Consider the following 19,143-nt stretch of genomic DNA (forward strand, 5'->3'; position numbering starts at 1 on the left):
GCCCGTGACACCCGCCCAAATCCAAGATCGCATCCTGTACCGCGACGGGCTGATGCTGATTCTCGACAAGCCCGCCGGGCTGCCGGTCCATGCCGGTCCCGCCGGCGGACCGAACCTGGAGCGGCATTTCGACGCGCTTCGTTTCGGCTTCCCCAAGCCGCCAGCGCTGGCCCACCGGCTCGACCGGGACACGTCGGGCTGCCTGATCCTCGGCCGTCACGCCAAAGCGCTGCGCAAGATCGGCATCCTGTTCCAGAACGGCAAGGTCGATAAGACCTATTGGGCGGTGGTGGCCGGCACGCCGCCGCAGGAGTCCGGACGGATCGAGCTGCCGCTCGCCAAGGTGTCCAACAAGACCGGCGGCTGGCGCATCGTCGGCTCGCCGGACGGGCAGGCGGCGGTCACCGACTATGTCGTGCGCGGGCAAGCGGGCGGGCTGACCTGGCTGGAGCTGACGCCGCATACCGGCCGCACCCACCAGATCCGCGTGCATTGCGCGTCCATCGGCTGCCCGCTGGTCGGCGACCCGCAATATGGCGGGCCGGACGGCAAGCCGCTGCACCTGCATTCCCGCGCCATTTCACTGCCGCTCTATCCCAAGCGCGATCCGGTCGGTGCCGTGGCTCCCGTCCCGCAACACATGCGGGCGGCGCTGGAGGCTTGTGGCTTTACCGAGGCTTCATAGCTTTACTCCTAAGCTCGGACCTTGCTGCAATGCAGTAGGCTGCCCCATGATCGGTGTCGGCGATGGGGCGGTCACGACCGGGAGGGCGAGCGCATGATACCGATCGGCACGACGACGGCCCGCTGGATGACCGTACGCTATGCCCTGGCGCTGACGCTGATCGCGCTGGGCACGCTGGCCGGCTTCGTCATGACCGAGCGGGTGATCGGCCAGCACGAGCGCATGCTGGAGGTCGTCAACGTCTCCGGCCGGCAACGCATGCTGTCGCAGCGGACGGCGCTGCTGATGGAGCAGCTGAGGAGTGCGACCGACCCGGCAGTGCGCGTCGACCTCGCCCGGCGGCTGGATGACGCCACCAACATGTTCGAAGCGGCTCACCGGCGCCTGAGCGGCCGGGCCGGGCCGGAGGAGGGCCCGCCGCTGGGGCCACCACCGCAGGACCTGTTCCACAGCGGCCCCGATCCGCTGGACCCGGTGGTGACCGAGCATATCGCCGCCCTGCGCCGCGTCATCGCGGCCGCAGCGGCCGGCCAGCCACCGGACCCTGCCGAGGCCGGCCGCATCACCGCACAGGCGCTCGGCCCACTGCTGGATCGGCTGGAGGAAATGGTCGCCCTTTACCAGGAGGAGGGCGAGGCGGGCTTTCTGACCCTGCACCGGCTGGGGCTGGCGGTACTGCTGGCAACCCTGCTGATCCTGGCGGTGGAGGCGCTGGCCATCTTCCGGCCGATGACCCGGCAGGTGCGCCGCCAATTCACCGAGATCCTGCGCATGGCCGAAACCATCGAGCGGGCAAATGCCACGCTGGAACAGCAGGTGCGTGAACGGACGGCCGAACTGCACGCCGCCAAGACCGCGGCGGAGCAGGCCCACCGCGCCAAGTCCCGTTTCCTCGCCCATGCCAGTCACGATCTGCAACAACCCCTCCAGGCCATCGGCATGTTCACCGGCATGCTGGAGCGCCAGCCGCAGAGCACGAAGGCGGCGGCCCTGCTGACCGACCTGAAGGCGGCGCAGCGGTCGATGCGCGACCTGCTGAACGCCATCCTCGACATCTCCAAGCTGGAATCGGGGGTGGTGACGCCGAAGCCGGCGGACCTGCCGCTCTCCCCCCTGTTCGGCCAGTTGGAGGCGGAGTTCGCCGGACAGGCGGAGGCGAAGGGGCTGCGGCTGCGCGCCATCCCGACCAACGCGGTGGTGCGCAGCGATCCCGCCCTGCTGGAGCGCATCGTCCGCAACCTGATCGCCAACGCCATCCGCTATACCGAGACCGGCGGCGTCCTGGTCGGCTGCCGGACCCGCGGCGATACGCTGTGGATCGAGGTCTACGACACCGGCCGCGGCATCGCCGAGCCCGACCGCCAGCGCATCTTCAAGGAGTTCGTCCAGCTCGACCGTCCCGACCGCGACCGCAGCGAGGGCATCGGGCTGGGCCTCGCCATCGTCGAGCGTCTCGCCCGGCTGCTGGGCCATCCGGTGACGGTGCGTTCGGCGGAAGGGCGCGGGACCGTGTTCGCAGTGGGAGTGCCGTTGGTGGGCTGAGATTGTCGCCCTGAAAGCAACGATCTGATGTGATCCTGCTGGATTGTTCGAAATGCCGTCCGGTGCCAAATTCCCCTCCAGACAACGACACAGCCCAACGGCACGGAGGGTTCCATCATGATCACCATTCGCCATCGCGACGAGCGTGGGGTCGCCAACATGGGTTGGCTGAACAGCAACCACAGCTTCTCGTTCGGCCATTATTTCAATCCCGGCTACATGGGCTTCCGCGCCCTGCGCGTCATCAACGAGGACCGGGTGATCCCCGGCGCCGGCTTCCCCACCCATGGGCACGCCAATATGGAGATCGTCTCCTACGTGCTGAACGGCGCGCTGGAGCATAAGGACTCCATCGGCACCGGGTCGGTGATCCGTCCGGGCGAGGTTCAGGTGATGAGCGCCGGCCGCGGCATCCGCCACAGCGAGTACAATGCGTCGGACACCGAGCCGGTACATTTCCTCCAGATCTGGATCCTGCCGGAAGCCAACAACCTGGCGCCCGGCTACCAGCAGGCGGATTTCCCGGCCGAGCAGAAGCGCGGCACGCTGAAGCTGGTCGGGTCGCGTGATGGGCGCGATGGCAGCGTCACCATCCACCAGGATGTCGACCTGTATGCCGCCCTGCTGGACGGCGAGGAAAGCGCCACGCTGCCGCTTCGCCCCGGCCGCCATGCCTGGGTCCAGGTCGCCCGCGGCCGGGTCCATCTGAACGGCACGATGCTGAAGGCCGGCGATGGCGCCGCGCTGACGGATGAGGAGGCGGTGACTCTGGACCGCGCGGACGAGGCCGAAGTGCTGGTCTTCGACCTCGCCTGATACAGTTGGGCCTGAGGTGTCAGGCTTGACATAAAAGCTTGATTTGAACCGGGAGCGGGGCAGACGGCAGAGTGCCGCCGTCCCGTTCCCGCCGACTCCCTGCCGGCGGGCCGAACCCTGGGGTTGGCGATGACCGAGCAGAAAACCTACAACGCCCTGTTTCTCTGCACCCACAATTCGGCGCGCAGCATCATGGCGGAATGCCTGATGCGCCGGTGGGGCGCCGGCCGCTTCAACGCGTGGTCCGCCGGCAGCCACCCGGCCGGCCAGATCAACCCGCATACCCTGGCGACGCTGAAGGCCTTCAACCTGCCGACCGACGGTCTGCGCTCCAAGAGCTGGGACGAGTTCTCCCGGCCCGACGCCCCGGCGCTGGATTTCGTCTTCACAGTCTGCGACCAGGCGGCGGGGGAGATGTGCCCGGTGTGGAACGGTGCGCCGCTGGTCGCCCATTGGGGTGTCGAGGATCCGTCCGCCGCCACCGGGACGGAGGACCGCATCCGCATGGCCTTCCGCCGCGCCTATGTGGAATTGGAAAGCCGCATCAAGATCTTCGCCAGCCTGCGGGTGGAACAGCTGGACCGGCTGACCCTGCAAAGCTCGCTGCATGCCATCGGCACCGTCCGTGGATCGGAAACGGACGTGATGGCCGACGCCTGAGGTCACGTCACAGGACTTGTTTTGGCAACGACAGCAGTTCCTTCCTGATGCGGTTGAGGCTGGGGCGGTTTTCGGGGCCGAAGGCGATGGGACGGCACAGGTGCATGGCGGTCAGCCCGACCCGCGCGGTCAGCAGGCCGTTGATCACCCCCTGCCCCATCCGCGTGGAAATGGCCGCGGCGAGCGACCCGCCCAGCGCCTCCACCGCCACATGGTGGGCGCTCTCCGCCACCCCGGCGACGGCGATGTTGGCAAGCATCCGGCGCAAGAGCCGGAGCGAGCCGACATAGCCGGGCCGGGCGCCATAGAGGGCGGCGATCTCGCGCACCAGCTTCAGGTTGCGCCAAAGGACCACCGCGAAATCCAGCAGAGCCGCCGGGCTCAGGGCCGTGGCGATGGCAGTGTCGCGCGAGGCGCGCAGAACCCGCTGATAGGCGGCGCGGTCGAGCGGGCTCAGCACCTCGCGGTCGAGAAGCCGGACCACCTCATGCTCGTCATGGGCGTCGGTGACATGGTCGCGCACGCGGGCCAGCGCCGGTGCCAGCTCCCGCCGGTCGGCATAGAGCGCCACCAGCGATCCGGCGAAGCGGTCGGCCCGGCCACCGGGCGCCTCCACCTCCAGCCGGCCGGCCTCGGCGCGCAGTTCCTCGATCCGGCGCAGGCGGCGAAGCGACAGCAGTTCGGTCACCAGCATCGCCAGGGCTGCGATACCGGCGGTGGCGGCCAGCAAGGCGACCAGCACGCCCAGCGCGAGGCTGGTGGCGAAGGCGCGGGCCAGCAGATCGGCGGTGTCGAAGCCCAGCGCCACCAGGACCAGCGCCGCCAGCGCCCCGAACAGCCAGCGCCCGAGCCTGCGCGTTGTCCGCACCGGGGTAGCGGGGGCCGGCAGCAGATCGGCGGGATCGCCGGAGCCGGTCAGCAGGGCGGATTCCTCCTCCGCCGGCACCGGGGCGGCGCGGTCGAGGTCCAGCTCCATCGGCGGGACCCAGCCCTTCGGAGCTTTGCGGGTGTCGTGCTCCGTCACGTCAGGTAATCCCCGAGAAGGAATTGCAGGGCCTGATCGACGCGGATGTGCGGCAGGCCGCGCGGATCGCGGCCGAGGTCGTCGGGCGGACGGAAGGCCAGGAAATTGTAGGGACGGTCGCGGCCGGGAGGGAAGGCCTCCGCATCCTCCGGGATCTCGCCGGGGAACAGCACGGTCGGACGGTCGCGCCCGACGGGGACGCCGCGCACACAGCGCAGCTGGCGGCCTTCATGCTCGGTCACCACGCTTTCGGTGCATTTCAGCGCGGCGATGGCCATGGTCTCGACCTGGGCGCCTTCGAAGCGGATGGCGTTGCGGGCGTCGCCGACCAGCCGGTCGAGCAATGCCCGCAGCTGGGCATGCTGGTGGGCGGCGATGTGGTCGGCCTTGGTGGCGGCGAACAGCACGCGGTCGATCTTGCTGCCGAACAGCCAGTCGAACCAGCCCGACGCACCGTGGCGGAAGGGCTCCAGGCTCAGTTCCAGCGCCCGCTTCATGTCGGCCATCCCGGCCGGGCCGGCGTTCAGCGCGCCCAGCACGTCGATCAGCACGATCTGGCGGTCGAGCCGGGAGAAATGCTCGGCGAAGAAACGGCGGACGACATTGGTCTTGTAGGCCTCGTACCGCTCCTCCATCAGCGCCCACAGGCTGCCGCGGGCACGCTGGCTCCCGTGCAGCGGACAGAAGGTCAGCAGCGGCGCGTCCTTCATGTCGCCGGGCTCGACGAAGCGGCCGGGCTGGATCAGGCTGAGCAGCGTGTCGGCGCGGCGGCAGGCGTGGAGATAGTCGGTGTAGAGCGCCGCACCCCGCCGGGCCGTCTCCTCCTCCGCCGGTGCGGACGGGTCGACGGTGGCGAGCCAGCCGCGCCAGGAGGCGGACAGCGCGTCGCGCGGCGGGCGGGCGGCGAGTTCCAGGGTCTGGGTGCTCCATTCCGCGAAGCTCTGGCGCAGCAACGGCAGGTCGAGCAGCCATTCGCCGGGATAATCGACGAGGTCGAGATTGAGCGTCGCCAGCGGCTGCACCGTGCGCTTCAGCGCCGAATCCGGGCGGTAGCGCAGGGAAACGCGCATCTGGCCGATGCCGCGCGTCGGCTCCGGCCAATGGGGATCAGGGCCGGTCAGGGCGGCGAGATGGCCTTCGAAATCGAAGCGCGGCACATCGGGATCGGGCTGGGGCCGCAGCCGCGCCGCCTGGAAGCGGCCGGAGGACACGACATCCATGAAGGGCAGCCGCCCGGCCTTCAGAAGGTTGTCGACGAGGGCGGTGACGAAGACGGTCTTGCCCGCCCGCCGCAGCCCGGTGACGCCGACGCGCACCGTCGATTCCAGAAGAAGCCGGCTGCCGGCATCGTACAGGCTGTTCAGGTCGGGAATGCGCACGGGCGGTCGTTCACGTCTGGCCGATGACCGGCCCTATATGGGGTCGGCCGGGCGGGATGCGAGGGGGCCGGATGCGACGTCTGGAACAGCGTGAAACAGTTTCCGGGTGTGTGTTCACTGTTCAATCCGGGCGGCATCGGCAAGAACCTCCGCGGGTGGGGACCAGCGGTCATTCGTATCATGGATGGGGGGAGCGGGTAACGGCGGGATGAAAAACGTCAGGATGAATCCTCCGCTCTCGCCAGGCATTCCGGATACACGCATCATCGACTGCCCCGGCAGGACCAAAGTCAAGCCGCTGCAGTGGTTTGGAATCACGCAAGGACACTTGAGCACGCCGAGGAGGAAGAGGCAGCAAAGCCCTGACCAATAGATGCATAGATTTCGAAGCAATAACATTTTCTGGATGCAGTGCGGGAGTTTAACAGTTTATTAAAGAGAATTAATGTGTGATTCTTGCATCGATTTTGCTGTGGATTCCGTCCACCCTCATTTTCCGCCTGCCTGACCGTTAAACTCAGGAGACCATCATGTCTCTCCATGCGAACAGCCTGTTTTCGACCGCATCCGCCACCCAGGCCGGGCCATGGAAGCCGGTGAACAAAGCAGACGGCGCAGGCAAAAGTCTCGTCACGACCGCCTTTTCGCCGCCGTCGACACAAGGGACGGACAGTGTGGATGTCAGTCCGCTTGGCAAGGCCCTGACCGGTGTTGCCGCCAAGGTCTTCGAGAAATTGGACAGCAAGGCGCGCGGCATGCTGGAAGGGTACGTCAAGGCCGGGGTCATGACGGCTGAGGACGTTGTCGGCGGCCTCCGGGCCATCGGGAAAGAAGCCGTGCGAAATCGGTACATGAACAAGTTATGGGAAGACGATGGCGGGACCAAGGCGTCGGCCATCGATGCGAGGGAGGATAATTACAATAGGCAAATGCGGTTTATGGATGGCGCGGCCAAACTCATGAAGAATCTTGGCGCCGCCGGGGCAGAAGATACTACCGCCTCAGCGGCTGAAACTAAATATATGATGGATTCCCTGCAGAGTTATGAATATAATTTTAAGGAAGAGAATGGCGATTTCAGCCCTATAAACTATGGGCAGGATCAAAGCTATATCGCCAGATCCGCAAGAGATTTAAAAAATTCAGCCCTCTTTTCTGATGAGGGAGACGGTGATTTTTTCTCCAAGTCCGATACCGCATCATTGAGCAAACTGATTGACCTCGGTTTCGATTCGCCGGTCTATGCGAACGCCGCCAAAGCAGCCGTCAGCGACATTGATCTGAGCGGCGTGCGAAAAACACCTTCCGGCAATACGGCCGCAAGTACGACCGCGAGTTCGCCAACATCACCAAAAGAAGTGCAGGGTGCTTCCCGGACTACAGCACCACAGGCGGATACGAAATTGGAAGCACTGGCCGCCCCCGCCAAGAAATCGCCGGAAAACGACCCAATGTTGGCATTGCTGAAGGCGAATGCCGAAAAGACGCCGGATCGGCAGGGAATGCTTGGCGTGCAGAGCACGTCGTCGCAGTTCGGCACGAACGGCAGCGATGCCACTCTGGCGGCTTTGACCAAAGCACTGAAGGACCGCGGCCAAGTCGCGGGACAGGAAAGCGGGACCGGCCGGACCGATACCATGGTTTGATTACCGGGGTTTGATCACCGGGGTTTGATCACCGGGTTCCGCCGATTGCCGAAAGCCCCTGAACCGTCATCACCCACCGATATAGTGCGGCATCAGCTTCGCCTGATCGCCGATCCAGACCTCGCAGCGGCTGTCCTGGTTGCGGAAGAAATAGGTCTTGCCGGGCTGGCGGCGGTTCTGCGGGTCGATCAGGTTGGCGCCGCCGGAGAAGGCGACGCCGTAGCGATAGTCCGGCGTCGCCGCCCAATAGAGGCCGTCGATCTGTTGCAGGAAGGCGCCGCGCTGGCACAGGTGCGACAGGGTGCGGTCCAATGTGGCGAAGCCCTTCAAACCCTGCGGCAGCTTGTAGACCGCGCGGCTTTCGGTACGGCGCAGGCGCGGCTCGTGGCCGGGTGGCGGGGGTTCGTAGGCGCGGAAGGGCGGGCGCAGATGGCCGGGTTCGGTGCGGTCGGTGCGCAGAACCTCCTGCGCCCCGGCGGCCGGAACCATCAGGATGGTCAACAGCAGGGCGGCGAGGCGGCGGATCATCGCACCGACGGGTTGTTGGCGACGAAGGCGAAATAGGGCAGCCGGCGCACGGCGTCCGCCACCATCAGATAGGCCACCGCGAAGGCCAGCAGCGAGGCGAGGAAATAGCCGTAGCCGTACCAGGGGAAGCCCATGCGGCTGAACAGCAGGGTGAAGCCGCCGTTGGCAACCAGATAGACCAGCTGCACCGTCAGGTTCCGCGCCCGCAGGTCGAAATAGGCCAGGATCACCGTGCAGAACAGGAACAGCACCTGGAAGAAGGCGCCCAGCACGCCGAAGCGGAACATGCCGATCTGCTGGTACTGCAAGCCGAGGACGCCGACGATGGCCGGGGCCAGGAAGATGCTGACGGCGCAGACCGCCCCTTGCAGGATGATCAGGTTGCGGCTGCTGTCGAGCAGGGCGGCGATGATGGCGCGGTGGTTGCGGGCGATCTGGTCATAGGTCGCGTGCTTCTGGATGTCGCGGTAGAAGCCCTGGTAATGCTCGAAGAAACGGGTCTCGATGTTCACCGTGAACAGGGTCAGCGCCGGCAGGGTCGTCAGATAGGCGATGAACATGGCGCCGTCATAGGCGCTGTAGATCGCCATCGCGCCGGAGACCAGCTCGCGTTCCGGCGCGAACCACATGATCCACTTGTCGGTCCAGACGGCGGCGTTGGCGAACAGGCCGATCAGCGCCAGATCGGCATATTTGCGGAAATACCCGAGGAAGGCGAACATCCGGCCGACCGGATAGGGATATTCGGCCAGCACCCGCGCGATCAGCCCGAACTGGATCGCCGCCAGCCCGGATGAGAAGCCCCAGACCATCCCCGCCGCACCAAACCGGTCGCCCAGCAGCACGGCGCCGACCATGCCGGTGGTCATGCCGACGCCGAAGGCAACGGTGACCGCCAGATAGTCCTTCAACGCCGACAGGAAGATCGACACCACCCAGATGCCGCAGACCAGGAAGAAGTTCACCAGCCCGCCCAGCATCACCGGCAGCGGCAGGCCACTGAACAGCGGATAGAAGGGGCCGGCGGTCAACCCGGCGATGGCATAGGCCAGCCCCAGCGTCGCCAGCAGCATGCCGGGTGCGGCCTCAACCTCCTTGGCGTAGATGGCGTCGGCGAGATAGCGGGTGGCGACCAGCACCAGCGGCCCGGTGAAGACGACCGAGAAGCAGAAATTATAAATCACCACGACGCGGAACAGCGTCAGCTCCTCCACCCCCACCAGATCGCGTCCGAACAGCGTGATGCCGGCCAGCGCCAGGATGGTGAACATCCAGGGTCCGGACGTGATGAAGGCGGAATGGGCATAGCCCTGCAACACGCCCAGCAGGTCGTCGCGCCGTGCCAGCCGGCGAAGGGCGAAGCCGATGCCGGCCATCTCAGGCGGCCCCGCTCAGTTGGAAGTCCTGCTGATCATGCGTCGGCCGGGTCGGCATGGCGATGTGCTCGTCATAGATCGCGCGATAGATGCGGTCGATGGCGACCTTGTCGTAGGACTGGGCGACGCGCCGGGCGATGGCCTGGCCACAGCGCTCGCGCCACGCACGGTCGAGCAGCAGGGCGCGCAGTTCCCGCGCGGTGTCGAGCGGGCTGGCCAGCGGCGTCACCGCCCCGCCCGGCCCCAGCGGCGGAACCTCGTCCGGGCGGCCCATCAGCAGTTCGGAGCAGGAGCCGACATCGGTCGCCACCGTCGGCACGCCGGATGCCCCGGCCTCCAGGATCACCAGGGGCTGCGCCTCGCTGACGCTGGTCAGCGCGATGGCGTCGACCTTGCCCAGCCAGTCGGTCAGCCTGACCCGGCCGGCGAAGATCACCGTCTGCTCCAGCCCCAGATGCTTCACGATGGTCCGGCATTCCTCGACATAGCCGGGATCCTCCTCCAGCGGTCCCAGGATCATCGCCTTCAGGTCGGGGATGTCCTCGCGCAGGATGCCGGCGGCGCGGATATAGGTCTTCACGTCCTTGATCGGCACGACGCGGCCGATCAGGGCAATGGTCGGCGGGCGCGGCGCCGGGTCGCGCCGCACCTGGGAATAGCCGGCATAGTCGATGCCATTGGGCACGATCATCAGCCTGGCCGGATCGGCGCCCTGGCGGCGCTGGAACTCCTGGTTTCCGCCGTACAAGGTGATGATGCGGTCGCAGGCGTCGTAACAGGCCTTGGAATAGCTGGCGAAGGTGTCCAGCCACAGATCGCGCAGGTCGCGCTTCTTCTTGTCGAGCGCCAGCGAGGTGTCGGCGCCCTCGAACAGCCATTCGGCCATCAGGATCTCGATGCGCCGTTCGTTGGTGTAGATGCCGTGTTCGGTCAGCAGGGCCGGCCGGCCGGTTTCCAGCCGCGCCCGCGCGGCGAACAGCCCGGCATAGCCGGTGGAGATGGCATGGTAGACGGACGCTTGCGGCATCGGCACCAGCAGCGTGGCGAACAGCCCGCTCATCAGCGCGCGGCTGCCCCAGAAATATTCGAGGAAGGAGGCGTCCGGCAGGGCGGCCCTGCACATGCGCACCACCATCCGGAAGGCGTCCTCGGAATTCAGCAGAGCCCGCTTGCCGATCCGGCCGCGGCGTGGGGCCAGCAACCGCAGAACCTCCGCCACCTCGGCCAGCCCTCCCCCCTGCTGCAAGCGGGCGAGCGGCTGTTCCAGATCCCTCAGCAGCCGGCCGGTGCCGGGCTGCCAGCGCCAGCCGGCGGGCGGGTCCTGGAGATAGACATGGGTCAGGCCGGTGACGTTGGGCGGCAATTCGTAGGCGAGCTTCCGCGCGCTACGGTCGGCGACCAGGGCGACGATGTGGAAGCTCAGGTCGGAGTGGGACCGGATCAGGTCATGGGTCCAGGTCGACACGCCGCCGGCGACATAGGGATAGGAGCCCTCCATCAGCAGGCAGACATCGGCCCTCGGAGCCTGGGGAGCCTCGGGGAGAGGTTTTGGGGGCAGGGACGGGCTCATGCGGCCAGCTCCGTCCTGGCATGGTCCGCGTCGGCGGCGATGTCGTCGCGCCAGAGGGCGAACACGTCGCGCAACGTGTCGGGCAGATCCGCTTCGCCGCCCAGCAGGTCGGGCCGGCGCAGCGGCAATGCGCGCAGATCGGCAAAGCGGCCGAGCCGGAACAGGCTCTCGGCATACCAGAACAGGATGCGACGGTCGGGCGTACGGTCGATCATCGGCGCCAGCCGGTCCGCCGCCTCGCCCGCCAACCCGCAGCGCAGGAGCAGCCGGCCCAGGTCATGGCGGATGCCGTCGTCCTCGGGGGCGAGGTCCAGGCTGCGGCGGTAGCCGTCCAGCGCCTTGTCGCGGATCTCGGCCTCCCGGTTGGAGTCCAGCAGGCCGCAGAAGGCGTAATCGTCGAGATGGCGGGCCAGCGCGGCGAGGGAATCCGCATGGTCGGGATGGGCGCGGGCGGCACGGTCGAGCGTCAGCCAGCGTTCGTTGAACTCATGCTCCACCCGCGCGGTGGCGGTGGCGGCCTGGACGCGGACGGACGGGTCGGTATCGGCCAGCCCGGCCTTCAGGGCGGGGGTGAAGGCGGGGCGGAAATGGCGGGCGACCAGGGCGATCACCGCCTGCTTCTGCTGCGGCGAGCCGACCGACATCACGTCGGTGAAGGATTCGCCGGCCACCAGATGGGCGTTCTCGCGGCCGGTCACGATCAGCTCGTACAACTCCTGCGCCGGGCCGGTCTCGCTTTCGGGGAAGAGGGAGAGGTACCAGTCCTGGAAGCCGGTGGCATAGCGGCTGAACAGCGCCAGCAGCGCCGTGGTCACCAGCGTGCAGGCGGCGCCCAGCGGACCCAGCGGCACCAGCGTGACCAGCAGCAGCCCGGCCAGCCGCAGGTCGCGCCCACGCCGCGCCCGGCTGCGCAGCCACAGCCCGACCAGGGTGCAGAGCAGCAGATGCAGCGCCGCGGCAAGCGGAACCGCGAAGGAAACGGCGAAGGGAGTTGCCGGCAGGCCGAGCGCCAGCGCTCCGCCGTCGAGCAGACCGGCGGCCAGCGTCACCACCACCAGTTCGGCCGTGCCGGCGGCCGGACGGTCGCCGGCCAGCAGGCTATCGGCATCGGGAAGATTTGGCGTTGACCCGCTCATCCCGCCCCCTCTTCCGCCTTTTGTCCGGAAACCGGGGCCGGCGGGTCGATGCGGCGGGTGACGAAGCCGATGGGGATGTTGGTCAGGCCGGCGGGCAGCGCCTCGCGCACCGCGCGTTCCAGCTTCGCCTCCACCTGTTTGGCGCCCTCCAGCGGCGTGCCGGCCAGGACCACGCCGAAGGACGTGCCCTGATGACCGAAATCGCAGGCGAGGTCGGTGTCGCGCAGGCTGCCGCGCACCGCCTCGCCGATGGCGGCGGCAAGATCGGCGCGCTGGGCGACCGACAGACGCGACAGGCCGGTGGGGCGGATGGTGATGGCGGTGGTCTCGAACCCCATGCGGCGGCCAAGCAGCGCCAGGAACTCCGCCTGCCGGCCGATGTAGCTGGAGGAGTAGAGCGCCTCGTCGGTGAAGACGCGCTGTTCGTTGGCGGTGCGGTACTGGCGCGCCTTGGCCAGCGCGGTGCCGATCCATTCGCACAGGATGCGGAAATTCTCGACCGTGTTGACGCTGAGGTCGGTGAAGCCGAGGCTTTCGATCTTCACCATGCCGACCACCTCGCCGGTGTCGCTGCTGATCAGCGGGCCGGCGATCACGCCTTCGCCGGCCAGGATGCGCTCGTCGTCGGCCCGGTTGACGCAGAGCTGGCGCTGGCGGGCGATGACGGTCTCGAACAGGCCGGTGCCGCTGTCGAACCAGCGGGCGTAGCTGTCGGTCTCGTCGTCCCAGCCCTCGTTCGTCACCGATTCCAGAACGTCGTTGTTCAGCAGGAACAGCGAGAATTTCTCCGGCTTCATGACGGTGCGGACGAGGTCGGCGATGCCCAGCATCACCTCGCCCTCGTCGAGATGGTCGATGGATTTGGCGGCCTGATAGAGGGTGAAGACGGTGCGCAGCTGGCCGGCGACGCGGGTTTCCAGGCTTTCCTTCACCGTTTTCAGCGCGCGGTAGGAACGGGCGATCGCCTCCGCCTCCTGCCGGGCGGTGGCGAGGCCGGCACGCAGCTCCTCGCGCTCGCGCAGTTGGCGCATGCGCAGTTCGCCGAACAGCACGGCGGCGACCAGCCACAGGATCGGCTCGCGCGTCAGGGTGAAAAGATGGTCGTAGAGGTCCTGGCCGATCCCGGCATCGGGCATGTTGCCGAACCGCAGCGCCGCCGAGGCCGCCAGCGCCGCCAGCACGCCCTCGTTGGTGCCGTACTGGATCGCCAGCAGCAGGACCGGGATCCAGAAGGGATGCGGCTGCACCCCCTCGAAGCGCAGCCCGGCGCCAAGCCAGCCGTCCAGCCCCAGTGCTATGCCGAAGAACAGCAGCAGCTCCAGCAGGGCGACCGGCCGCAGGCCGAACCAGCGGCGCGGCGATGCCGGAGCGGGGGCCGGAGCGGGGGCCGGAGCGGGGCTGGACTCGAGCGTGCTCATTCGCGGTGCGAATCGTTGGGATAGTCGCTGTCGGGCGCGCGTTCGGCCGGGGCGCCCCCGGAGGCCGCGGCCGGAATGGGAGCGGCGGCGACCACCGGGCGCAGGCTGTCGATCATGCGGGTCACCACGCGCTGGGCGACGTTGTTGACGCTGTCGCGGCTGAAATAGCCGCGGCCGGCCTCCGACTGGCTGGAAGTCCACAGCACAGCGCCGTCGGAGGTGCGGACCAGCCGGGCGTTCAGCCCGACCACCGGCTCCTCGCGCAGCCCATGCTGGTAGCCGTATTCCGACACACTGCCGGCCAGCACCGCATCCACCCCCAGCGCCCGGCCGGCGGCCTGCGCGTCCAGCGGGGCGGCGTCGGGCTGCCCATCGGTCGCGGTAACGCTGTCAGGCGCGGGTTTGGCGGCGGACAGGCGGCTGCGGACGCGGCCGACCTCCACCGTGCGGATGCCCTCGACGCCGTACAGCTCGGTGGAGACGATGTCGGCGGCGATCTGGCCGGCGTTGGGGTGGTTGGTCAGGTTCTCGAACGGCAGGACGGCGACGGTCGAGCCGGCCGGCAGCGCAGCACCCTGCTGGGCGAAGTCGCGGCTGTTGATCCGGCCGAAGCTGCACCCCGCCAGCAGCAGGCCCGCCGCCAGCAGCGTTGCCAAGCACCGAAAGTCCTTGCCCATCATCCCCGCACCCGTCTGCCGCATCTCTCGTCCACCTTTTTTAACCATAAAGAGTTGACACACCGTCAATAGCGCCAGACCAGCGTGACGCCGGCGCTGTTCACCGCGCTGGCCGTACCGCGCGCGGTGGAGCGGGCATGGCTGGCGCGGAATCCCAACTCCAGATTGTCCGCCGGCTCCCACCCCAGCGAGAGGGCTCCCTGCGGCCCGCTGCGGCCCCGCCGGTCATAGGCGTAGCCGACCTGCACGGCGTAGCGGACATAGTCGGTCAGGTAATCCTCGACATTCAGCTGAAGCGCATGGACCTCGCGGGTCGCGGCGGGCAGCGGGACGTAGGGCTGGCCCTCTATGGTATTTCCGTCGGCGTCCTGCCGGTCCCTGCTCCGCTTCTCCTCGCGATGGGCGACATATTCGGCGTCCAGCACATAGGCGACGCTGGCCAGCGGGCCCGCTTGGTTCAGCGTGTAGCGCAGCGATCCCTCCACCGTGGCGCTGCGCGCCAGATCGCCGGCGCCGGCCAGCCCATAGCGGTTGTAACCGGCGCCGAGCGACAGCGACCAGCGGTCGGACAGCCGGTCCTCATGCTGGACGAACAGGCGGTCGCGCCGGCCGCCGTCGACGATCCCCTCCAGAAAGGCGAAGCTCGGCTCGCTCCAGGCGAAGCCGGCACGGGTTTCCGACTGGTCGCCACGCCAGAGGTGGCTGTAGCCGGCGCCCAGCGTCCGCGGCGCGGCATGGAGCGCCAGGGTCGAGCGTTCCAGCTCCGGCCAGTCATGGACCAGCGCCGCCTCCAGGCGGGAACGGGCGCCATGGAAGGGCTCCAGCCGGCCGTCGGCGCGGCGGGCGCTGTCGACATCGACCTCGCGGCGCTCAAGGCTCCAGGTGAAGGCGGTGGAGCGGCCGAGTTCCTGCACGCCGCTGAAGCGGGCGATGCGCTGCATGTCGGCGTTGCGCACCTTCTGCCAGTCGAGATCAAGACGGCTGCGGTCGGAATTCTCGTGCAGGAGCAGCGCCTTGGCCTGGACCAGGGACGGTTCGTCGGGTGTCAGCTCCAGCGCCGTGTCATAAGCCATGATGGCGTCGCGCCAACGGCCGAGCCGTTCCTCCGCCTGGGCCAGCAGGGCGGTGGACTGGGCGTCCTTCGGGTCCTGCGCCAGCAGGTCGCGCAGCAGGCTGCGCGCCGGGCGGACGTCGCCGCCCTCCATCAGCGCCAGGGCGCGGAAATAGTCGAGACGGCGGCGGGCGGCGCGGTCGGCGGCCTGGGCCTCGCGGGTGGGCGGTGGCGCTGGAGCGCGGGTCAGCGCGACGTTGAGGCCGGCGGGGTCGGTGGCGACCGTCGCCTCGACTCCGGGGCCAAGCACCAGAACGACGCTGTCGTAGCCGTAGAGGATGTTGTCGACCCAGGATTCCAGCCGCTCCGGCACGCGGTCGAGCGGGACGTCGCCAAGCGGACGGTTGAAGCGGAGGACGAGTTCGCGGCCCTCGCGCTGGGTTTCGGTGGCGACGGAGCCCGGCCAATGCAGGGCGAAGCGGGCGGTGCGGTCCTCGCGCACGGCCTCCAGCCGCACCGGCTGGGCATGGGCCGGCGTGGCGAGGAGGAGGGTGAGAAGGAGGAACGGTAGAAGTCCCCTCTCCCCCCGGGGAGAGGGGGTGGAAAGGGGGGAAATTGGGGAGCGATCACGGAAGGGCCAGGACACGGCGGGCCTCCGGGAGTCGTCCGTTTTCGATCAGCATCGATGCGTAGTCGGCCTTCAGCTGGCGGTCGGCCGGGCGGCGCTTGCGCAAGGTCTCGAACAGCGCAACGGCGTCGTCGACCTTGCCCAGCCGGTTCAGCAAATTCGCCTCCGTCTGGATCGCCGCGTCGCCACGGCCGGCGCGGGCGCGCAGCTGCGACAGGGCGGTGCGGTAGAAGGGAATTGCCGCAGCCGGGCGCTTCAGCGCGGTCAGCGCCTCGCCCAGGAAATAATGCGCCTCGTAATCGTTGGGACCGGGTGCGACGTAGCGGCGCAGCAGGCGTTCGGCGTCGGCGAGGCGGTTCTCGTCATAGGCCAGCATGCCCAGCTGGCGCAGCGCGTCGGCGTCGTCCGGCTTGCGCGCCAGCAGCGCCGTCCAGGCCTGGGACGCGGCGGCGCGCTGGCCAGCCTGCTCGGCAAGGCGGGCGTAGCGGCGCAGGCGGTCGGGAGCGGTTTCCTCGGCCAAGGCGGCACGCACGGCGTCGGCCAGCTCCTTGCCCTTGCCGGCCGCGGCCAGCGCTTCGATGTAGGGGGTTTTCAGGGCCGGTTGGGCGGGTGCGGCCCCCTGCCCCCCAAGCCCGGCAATGACGCGGCGGCCTCCGCCATAGTCGGCGAGGCGGTCGTACCATGCCGCCTGCTCCGCCGGGCTGACCGCCGCCTTGGCCCGCGCCTCGATCCAGTCCAGGCCGGCGGCCGGCGGGCGCGGCCCCCATAGATAGGCGAGCTGCTTGAAATCCTCGCCCTGCGGTCCCTGCCCCGCCGCCAGCCGTTGCAGCGCCTGCTCGGCCCCCGCCTTGTCGCCGAGCGCCAGCAGGGACGATGCCGGCTCCCGCCGTTTGTCGGCCGGCAGCCGGTCGTCGGTGGCGCGGGCCAGCAGATAGCGGCGCAGATCGGCCTTGCGACCCAGTCTGGTCAGCGTGTCGCGGTAGAGCGAATCCTCGGCCTCGGCCAGTGGTGCGGCGGCGGCCCGGCTTTGCAGCAGGGCGGCGAGGTCGGGCAGCGCGTTCGCCTTGGCCGCCGCGTCGGCATAGACACTCAGCCAATCGCCCCCTTGCCGCTCCGCCCAGCTGCGCAGCAGCGGCAGCGCGGCGCGGTAGGCCTTGTGGTCGAGCAGCATGGTGACGATCGCCTGCTGATCGGCGTCGGACAGGTTGCCCTTCGCCAGCTTGGCGGTCAGGTGGCGGGTCAGCTCCTCCGACCGGCCGGCGCCGTCCAGTGCTGCGACATAGGCGGCTTCAACCTCCGCGCCGCCGGCATCCAGCAGGGGGGCCAGCAGCGGCAGCGCGTCGGCCGGCCTGCCGGTGGCGGTCAGGGCGGTGGCGAGCGCCAGACGGCTGCGGGGCGAGGGATCGAGCGCGAAGGCGCGCTGCGAGGCGGCCAGCGCCAGTGCGGCGGCGGGGCGGCTGTCCCGCGGATCGGCAGCGGCGCGTTCGGCGGCACTGCCGGCGATGTCCTGCAACAGGGCGAGCGGCAGCCTGGGCTGACCGGCCAACCAGTCGGCGACGGCGGCGGGATCGCCGGCCTTGGCGGCCAGCCTTGCCCAGCCCTGACCGGCCGCGGCAGACGGCATGGCCTGCTGCCGCGCCGTGAACCAGGCGAGTCCGGCCGGGGCGCGGTCGAGGTCGATGAACAGGGCGGCAAGCTCCTCCAGCAGTTCCTCCGGGACATTGCCCGTCAGCGGCAGCCGGTCGAAGGCGGCGACCGCGGCGGCATGGCGGCCGGCACGGTCGAGGATGCGGATGGCGCCCAGCCGGTCGCCGGTCGCCAGCCCGTCGCCGGCAAGCCCGCGCTCCGCCCACGCCGCCGCAGCCGCCGGGTCACCGCGGCCGAGCGCGATGTTGGCGGCCAGCAGCGGGTAATCGTCGAGGAACTCTTCCCCCAGTTCGCGATAGAGCCGGTCGGGGAAGGCGCGGTCGCCGTCGCGCAACGCGGTCTCCGCCAGCCCGGCCAGCACCCAGTCGGGCACCAGATGCAGGTCGCGCCCCTTGGACGCTTCCAGCGCCGCGCGCAGCATGCCGGCATTCACCTCCAGCGCCAGCAGCCGGCCGAACTGGACATCCTCCACCGGGCCGGGCAACGCCGACAGCCGGGTCCGCGCCTGTTCCCGCCGATCGGTGGCGATCAGCAGGTCGATGTAGGTCAGCTCCAGCGCCAGATCATGTGCTCGGCCCTTTACCTGAGGCCCTGCCACCTGCGGTTCTATCAGCCGCAGGCCGAGATCGGGGCGCGCCGCCGCGGCGAGCTGGCTCGCCAGACCGATCATGTCTGCGACGGCCGGCTGCTCGCCCAGCCAGCGGCGGGCGCGCTCATAGGCCTCGTCCTCGCGGTCGAGGTCGATCAGCAGGCTCATCAGCAGTTCGCGGCTGTCGGGTTCGATGTTGCCCTTGGCGCGGTCGTCGGCGCGCAGCAGCCAGCCCACGGCGCCGGCATGGTCGCCGCGCGAGGCCAGCAGGGCGGCAAGCTCCTGCTGGGCCTCGACATCCTCCGGCCGCAGGGTGCAGTAGCGGGCCAGCGCGTCGGCCTTCAGCGCCATCCGGTTGCGGAAGCCGGCCGCATAGGCCAGCTCGCGGAACAGGTCGGCGCTGTTGCGCATCTCCGCCAGCGCCTTCAGGTTCTCCAGGCGGTCGCCCGGCCGCTGGGCATCCTGATAGAGGCGGTCGAGCAGTTCGCGCGCCTCGACGGAGGACGGCTCGGCGGCCAGGAACGCTTCGGTCAGGTCGATGGCGCGCTCGACGTCGCCCTGGGCCAGGGTCAGGCGGGTCAGCGGCATCACCGTGGCGCCGCTGCGGTCGCCGGCGGCATAGCGCTGCTCGTAGGCGGCGCGGGCGCTGTCGTAATCACGGTCGCGGAATTTCTGCAGGGCAAGCTCGGCGCCGTGCGGAATCAGCAGCAGGCTGGCGCCGATGCCGGCAAGCAGGATCAGCAGGACGACGAGGAGGTTCGCACGCATCGC

General features: G+C 68.9%; 15 protein-coding genes. 5 read left to right on the top strand and 10 right to left on the bottom strand.

Features of this window, described 5'->3' with window-relative positions:
* Positions 1-4: 4 nt before the first annotated feature.
* The 4 genes from J2848_RS24990 (at position 5) to J2848_RS25005 (ending at position 3,703) form a co-directional block, all read left to right on the top strand.
* Positions 5-685, top strand: coding sequence for an RluA family pseudouridine synthase (locus J2848_RS24990; RefSeq protein WP_149234888.1), 681 nt, complete (start codon positions 5-7; stop codon positions 683-685).
* 93 nt (positions 686-778) lie between these two features.
* Positions 779-2,227, top strand: a complete 1,449-nt coding sequence (locus J2848_RS24995) for an ATP-binding protein (RefSeq protein ID WP_149234889.1) — start codon at positions 779-781, stop codon at positions 2,225-2,227.
* A gap of 117 nt (positions 2,228-2,344) precedes the next feature.
* A complete protein-coding gene (locus J2848_RS25000) occupies positions 2,345-3,043 on the top strand; it encodes a pirin family protein (RefSeq protein ID WP_149234890.1) in 699 nt (232 codons plus the stop codon).
* 129 nt (positions 3,044-3,172) lie between these two features.
* Positions 3,173-3,703, top strand: coding sequence for an arsenate reductase ArsC (locus J2848_RS25005; RefSeq protein ID WP_149234891.1), 531 nt, complete (start codon positions 3,173-3,175; stop codon positions 3,701-3,703).
* Between the two features lie 7 nt (positions 3,704-3,710).
* On the opposite strand, the gene J2848_RS25010 is transcribed toward J2848_RS25005, so the two are convergent.
* A complete protein-coding gene (locus tag J2848_RS25010) occupies positions 3,711-4,727 on the bottom strand; it encodes a TIGR01620 family protein (RefSeq protein ID WP_149234892.1) in 1,017 nt (338 codons plus the stop codon).
* Positions 4,724-6,106 (bottom strand): YcjX family GTP-binding protein, encoded by a 1,383-nt coding sequence (locus J2848_RS25015; RefSeq protein WP_149234893.1) that lies wholly within the window; start codon positions 6,104-6,106, stop codon positions 4,724-4,726. The genes J2848_RS25010 and J2848_RS25015 overlap by 4 nt, the downstream gene beginning before the upstream one ends.
* A 530-nt stretch (positions 6,107-6,636) precedes the next feature.
* On the opposite strand from J2848_RS25015, the gene J2848_RS25020 reads away from it, so the two are divergent.
* Positions 6,637-7,752: a hypothetical protein gene (locus J2848_RS25020; RefSeq protein ID WP_149234894.1), complete on the top strand. Its 1,116-nt coding sequence runs from the start codon at positions 6,637-6,639 to the stop codon at positions 7,750-7,752.
* A gap of 69 nt (positions 7,753-7,821) precedes the next feature.
* Here the strand turns inward: J2848_RS25020 and J2848_RS25025 are convergent, their stop codons facing one another.
* The 8 genes from J2848_RS25025 to J2848_RS25060 all read right to left on the bottom strand — a co-directional run bounded on the left by J2848_RS25025 (position 7,822) and on the right by J2848_RS25060 (position 19,140).
* Positions 7,822-8,280 carry a hypothetical protein gene (locus tag J2848_RS25025; RefSeq protein ID WP_149234895.1) on the bottom strand — a complete coding sequence of 153 codons (459 nt, stop codon included), beginning with the start codon at positions 8,278-8,280 and terminating at the stop codon, positions 7,822-7,824.
* Entirely contained in the window at positions 8,277-9,656 is a 1,380-nt protein-coding gene (gene pelG / locus J2848_RS25030; RefSeq protein ID WP_149234896.1) for an exopolysaccharide Pel transporter PelG, read from the bottom strand. The genes J2848_RS25025 and pelG overlap by 4 nt, the downstream gene beginning before the upstream one ends.
* Position 9,657: 1 nt before the next feature.
* Positions 9,658-11,226: a GT4 family glycosyltransferase PelF gene (gene pelF / locus J2848_RS25035; protein ID WP_149234897.1), complete on the bottom strand. Its 1,569-nt coding sequence runs from the start codon at positions 11,224-11,226 to the stop codon at positions 9,658-9,660.
* Positions 11,223-12,362 carry a hypothetical protein gene (locus tag J2848_RS25040; protein WP_149234898.1) on the bottom strand — a complete coding sequence of 380 codons (1,140 nt, stop codon included), beginning with the start codon at positions 12,360-12,362 and terminating at the stop codon, positions 11,223-11,225. The genes pelF and J2848_RS25040 overlap by 4 nt, the downstream gene beginning before the upstream one ends.
* Entirely contained in the window at positions 12,359-13,780 is a 1,422-nt protein-coding gene (locus J2848_RS25045; RefSeq protein WP_149234899.1) for a GAF domain-containing protein, read from the bottom strand. The genes J2848_RS25040 and J2848_RS25045 overlap by 4 nt, the downstream gene beginning before the upstream one ends.
* Positions 13,777-14,436: a hypothetical protein gene (locus J2848_RS25050; protein ID WP_211103322.1), complete on the bottom strand. Its 660-nt coding sequence runs from the start codon at positions 14,434-14,436 to the stop codon at positions 13,777-13,779. The genes J2848_RS25045 and J2848_RS25050 overlap by 4 nt, the downstream gene beginning before the upstream one ends.
* A gap of 86 nt (positions 14,437-14,522) precedes the next feature.
* Positions 14,523-16,154, bottom strand: coding sequence for a tetratricopeptide repeat protein (locus J2848_RS25055; protein ID WP_246194384.1), 1,632 nt, complete (start codon positions 16,152-16,154; stop codon positions 14,523-14,525).
* A complete protein-coding gene (locus J2848_RS25060; RefSeq protein WP_149234900.1) occupies positions 16,135-19,140 on the bottom strand; it encodes a tetratricopeptide repeat protein in 3,006 nt (1,001 codons plus the stop codon). The genes J2848_RS25055 and J2848_RS25060 overlap by 20 nt, the downstream gene beginning before the upstream one ends.
* Positions 19,141-19,143: the final 3 nt, after the last annotated feature.

Source organism: Azospirillum lipoferum, assembly GCF_024170005.1.
Classification (GTDB): Bacteria; Pseudomonadota; Alphaproteobacteria; order Azospirillales; family Azospirillaceae; genus Azospirillum; species Azospirillum lipoferum.

Excerpts from the sequence above, each read along its gene's own strand:
- J2848_RS24995 (WP_149234889.1), top strand. The coding sequence starts at position 779 with ATGATACCGATCGGCACGACGACGGCCCGCTGGATGACCGTACGCTAT.
- J2848_RS25000 (WP_149234890.1), top strand. The coding sequence starts at position 2,345 with ATGATCACCATTCGCCATCGCGACGAGCGTGGGGTCGCCAACATGGGT.
- J2848_RS25005 (WP_149234891.1), top strand. The coding sequence starts at position 3,173 with ATGACCGAGCAGAAAACCTACAACGCCCTGTTTCTCTGCACCCACAAT.
- J2848_RS25020 (WP_149234894.1), top strand. The coding sequence starts at position 6,637 with ATGTCTCTCCATGCGAACAGCCTGTTTTCGACCGCATCCGCCACCCAG.
- J2848_RS25025 (WP_149234895.1), bottom strand. The coding sequence starts at position 8,280 with ATGATCCGCCGCCTCGCCGCCCTGCTGTTGACCATCCTGATGGTTCCG.
- pelG (WP_149234896.1), bottom strand. The coding sequence starts at position 9,656 with ATGGCCGGCATCGGCTTCGCCCTTCGCCGGCTGGCACGGCGCGACGAC.
- pelF (WP_149234897.1), bottom strand. The coding sequence starts at position 11,226 with ATGAGCCCGTCCCTGCCCCCAAAACCTCTCCCCGAGGCTCCCCAGGCT.
- J2848_RS25040 (WP_149234898.1), bottom strand. The coding sequence starts at position 12,362 with ATGAGCGGGTCAACGCCAAATCTTCCCGATGCCGATAGCCTGCTGGCC.
- J2848_RS25045 (WP_149234899.1), bottom strand. The coding sequence starts at position 13,780 with ATGAGCACGCTCGAGTCCAGCCCCGCTCCGGCCCCCGCTCCGGCCCCC.
- J2848_RS25060 (WP_149234900.1), bottom strand. The coding sequence starts at position 19,140 with ATGCGTGCGAACCTCCTCGTCGTCCTGCTGATCCTGCTTGCCGGCATC.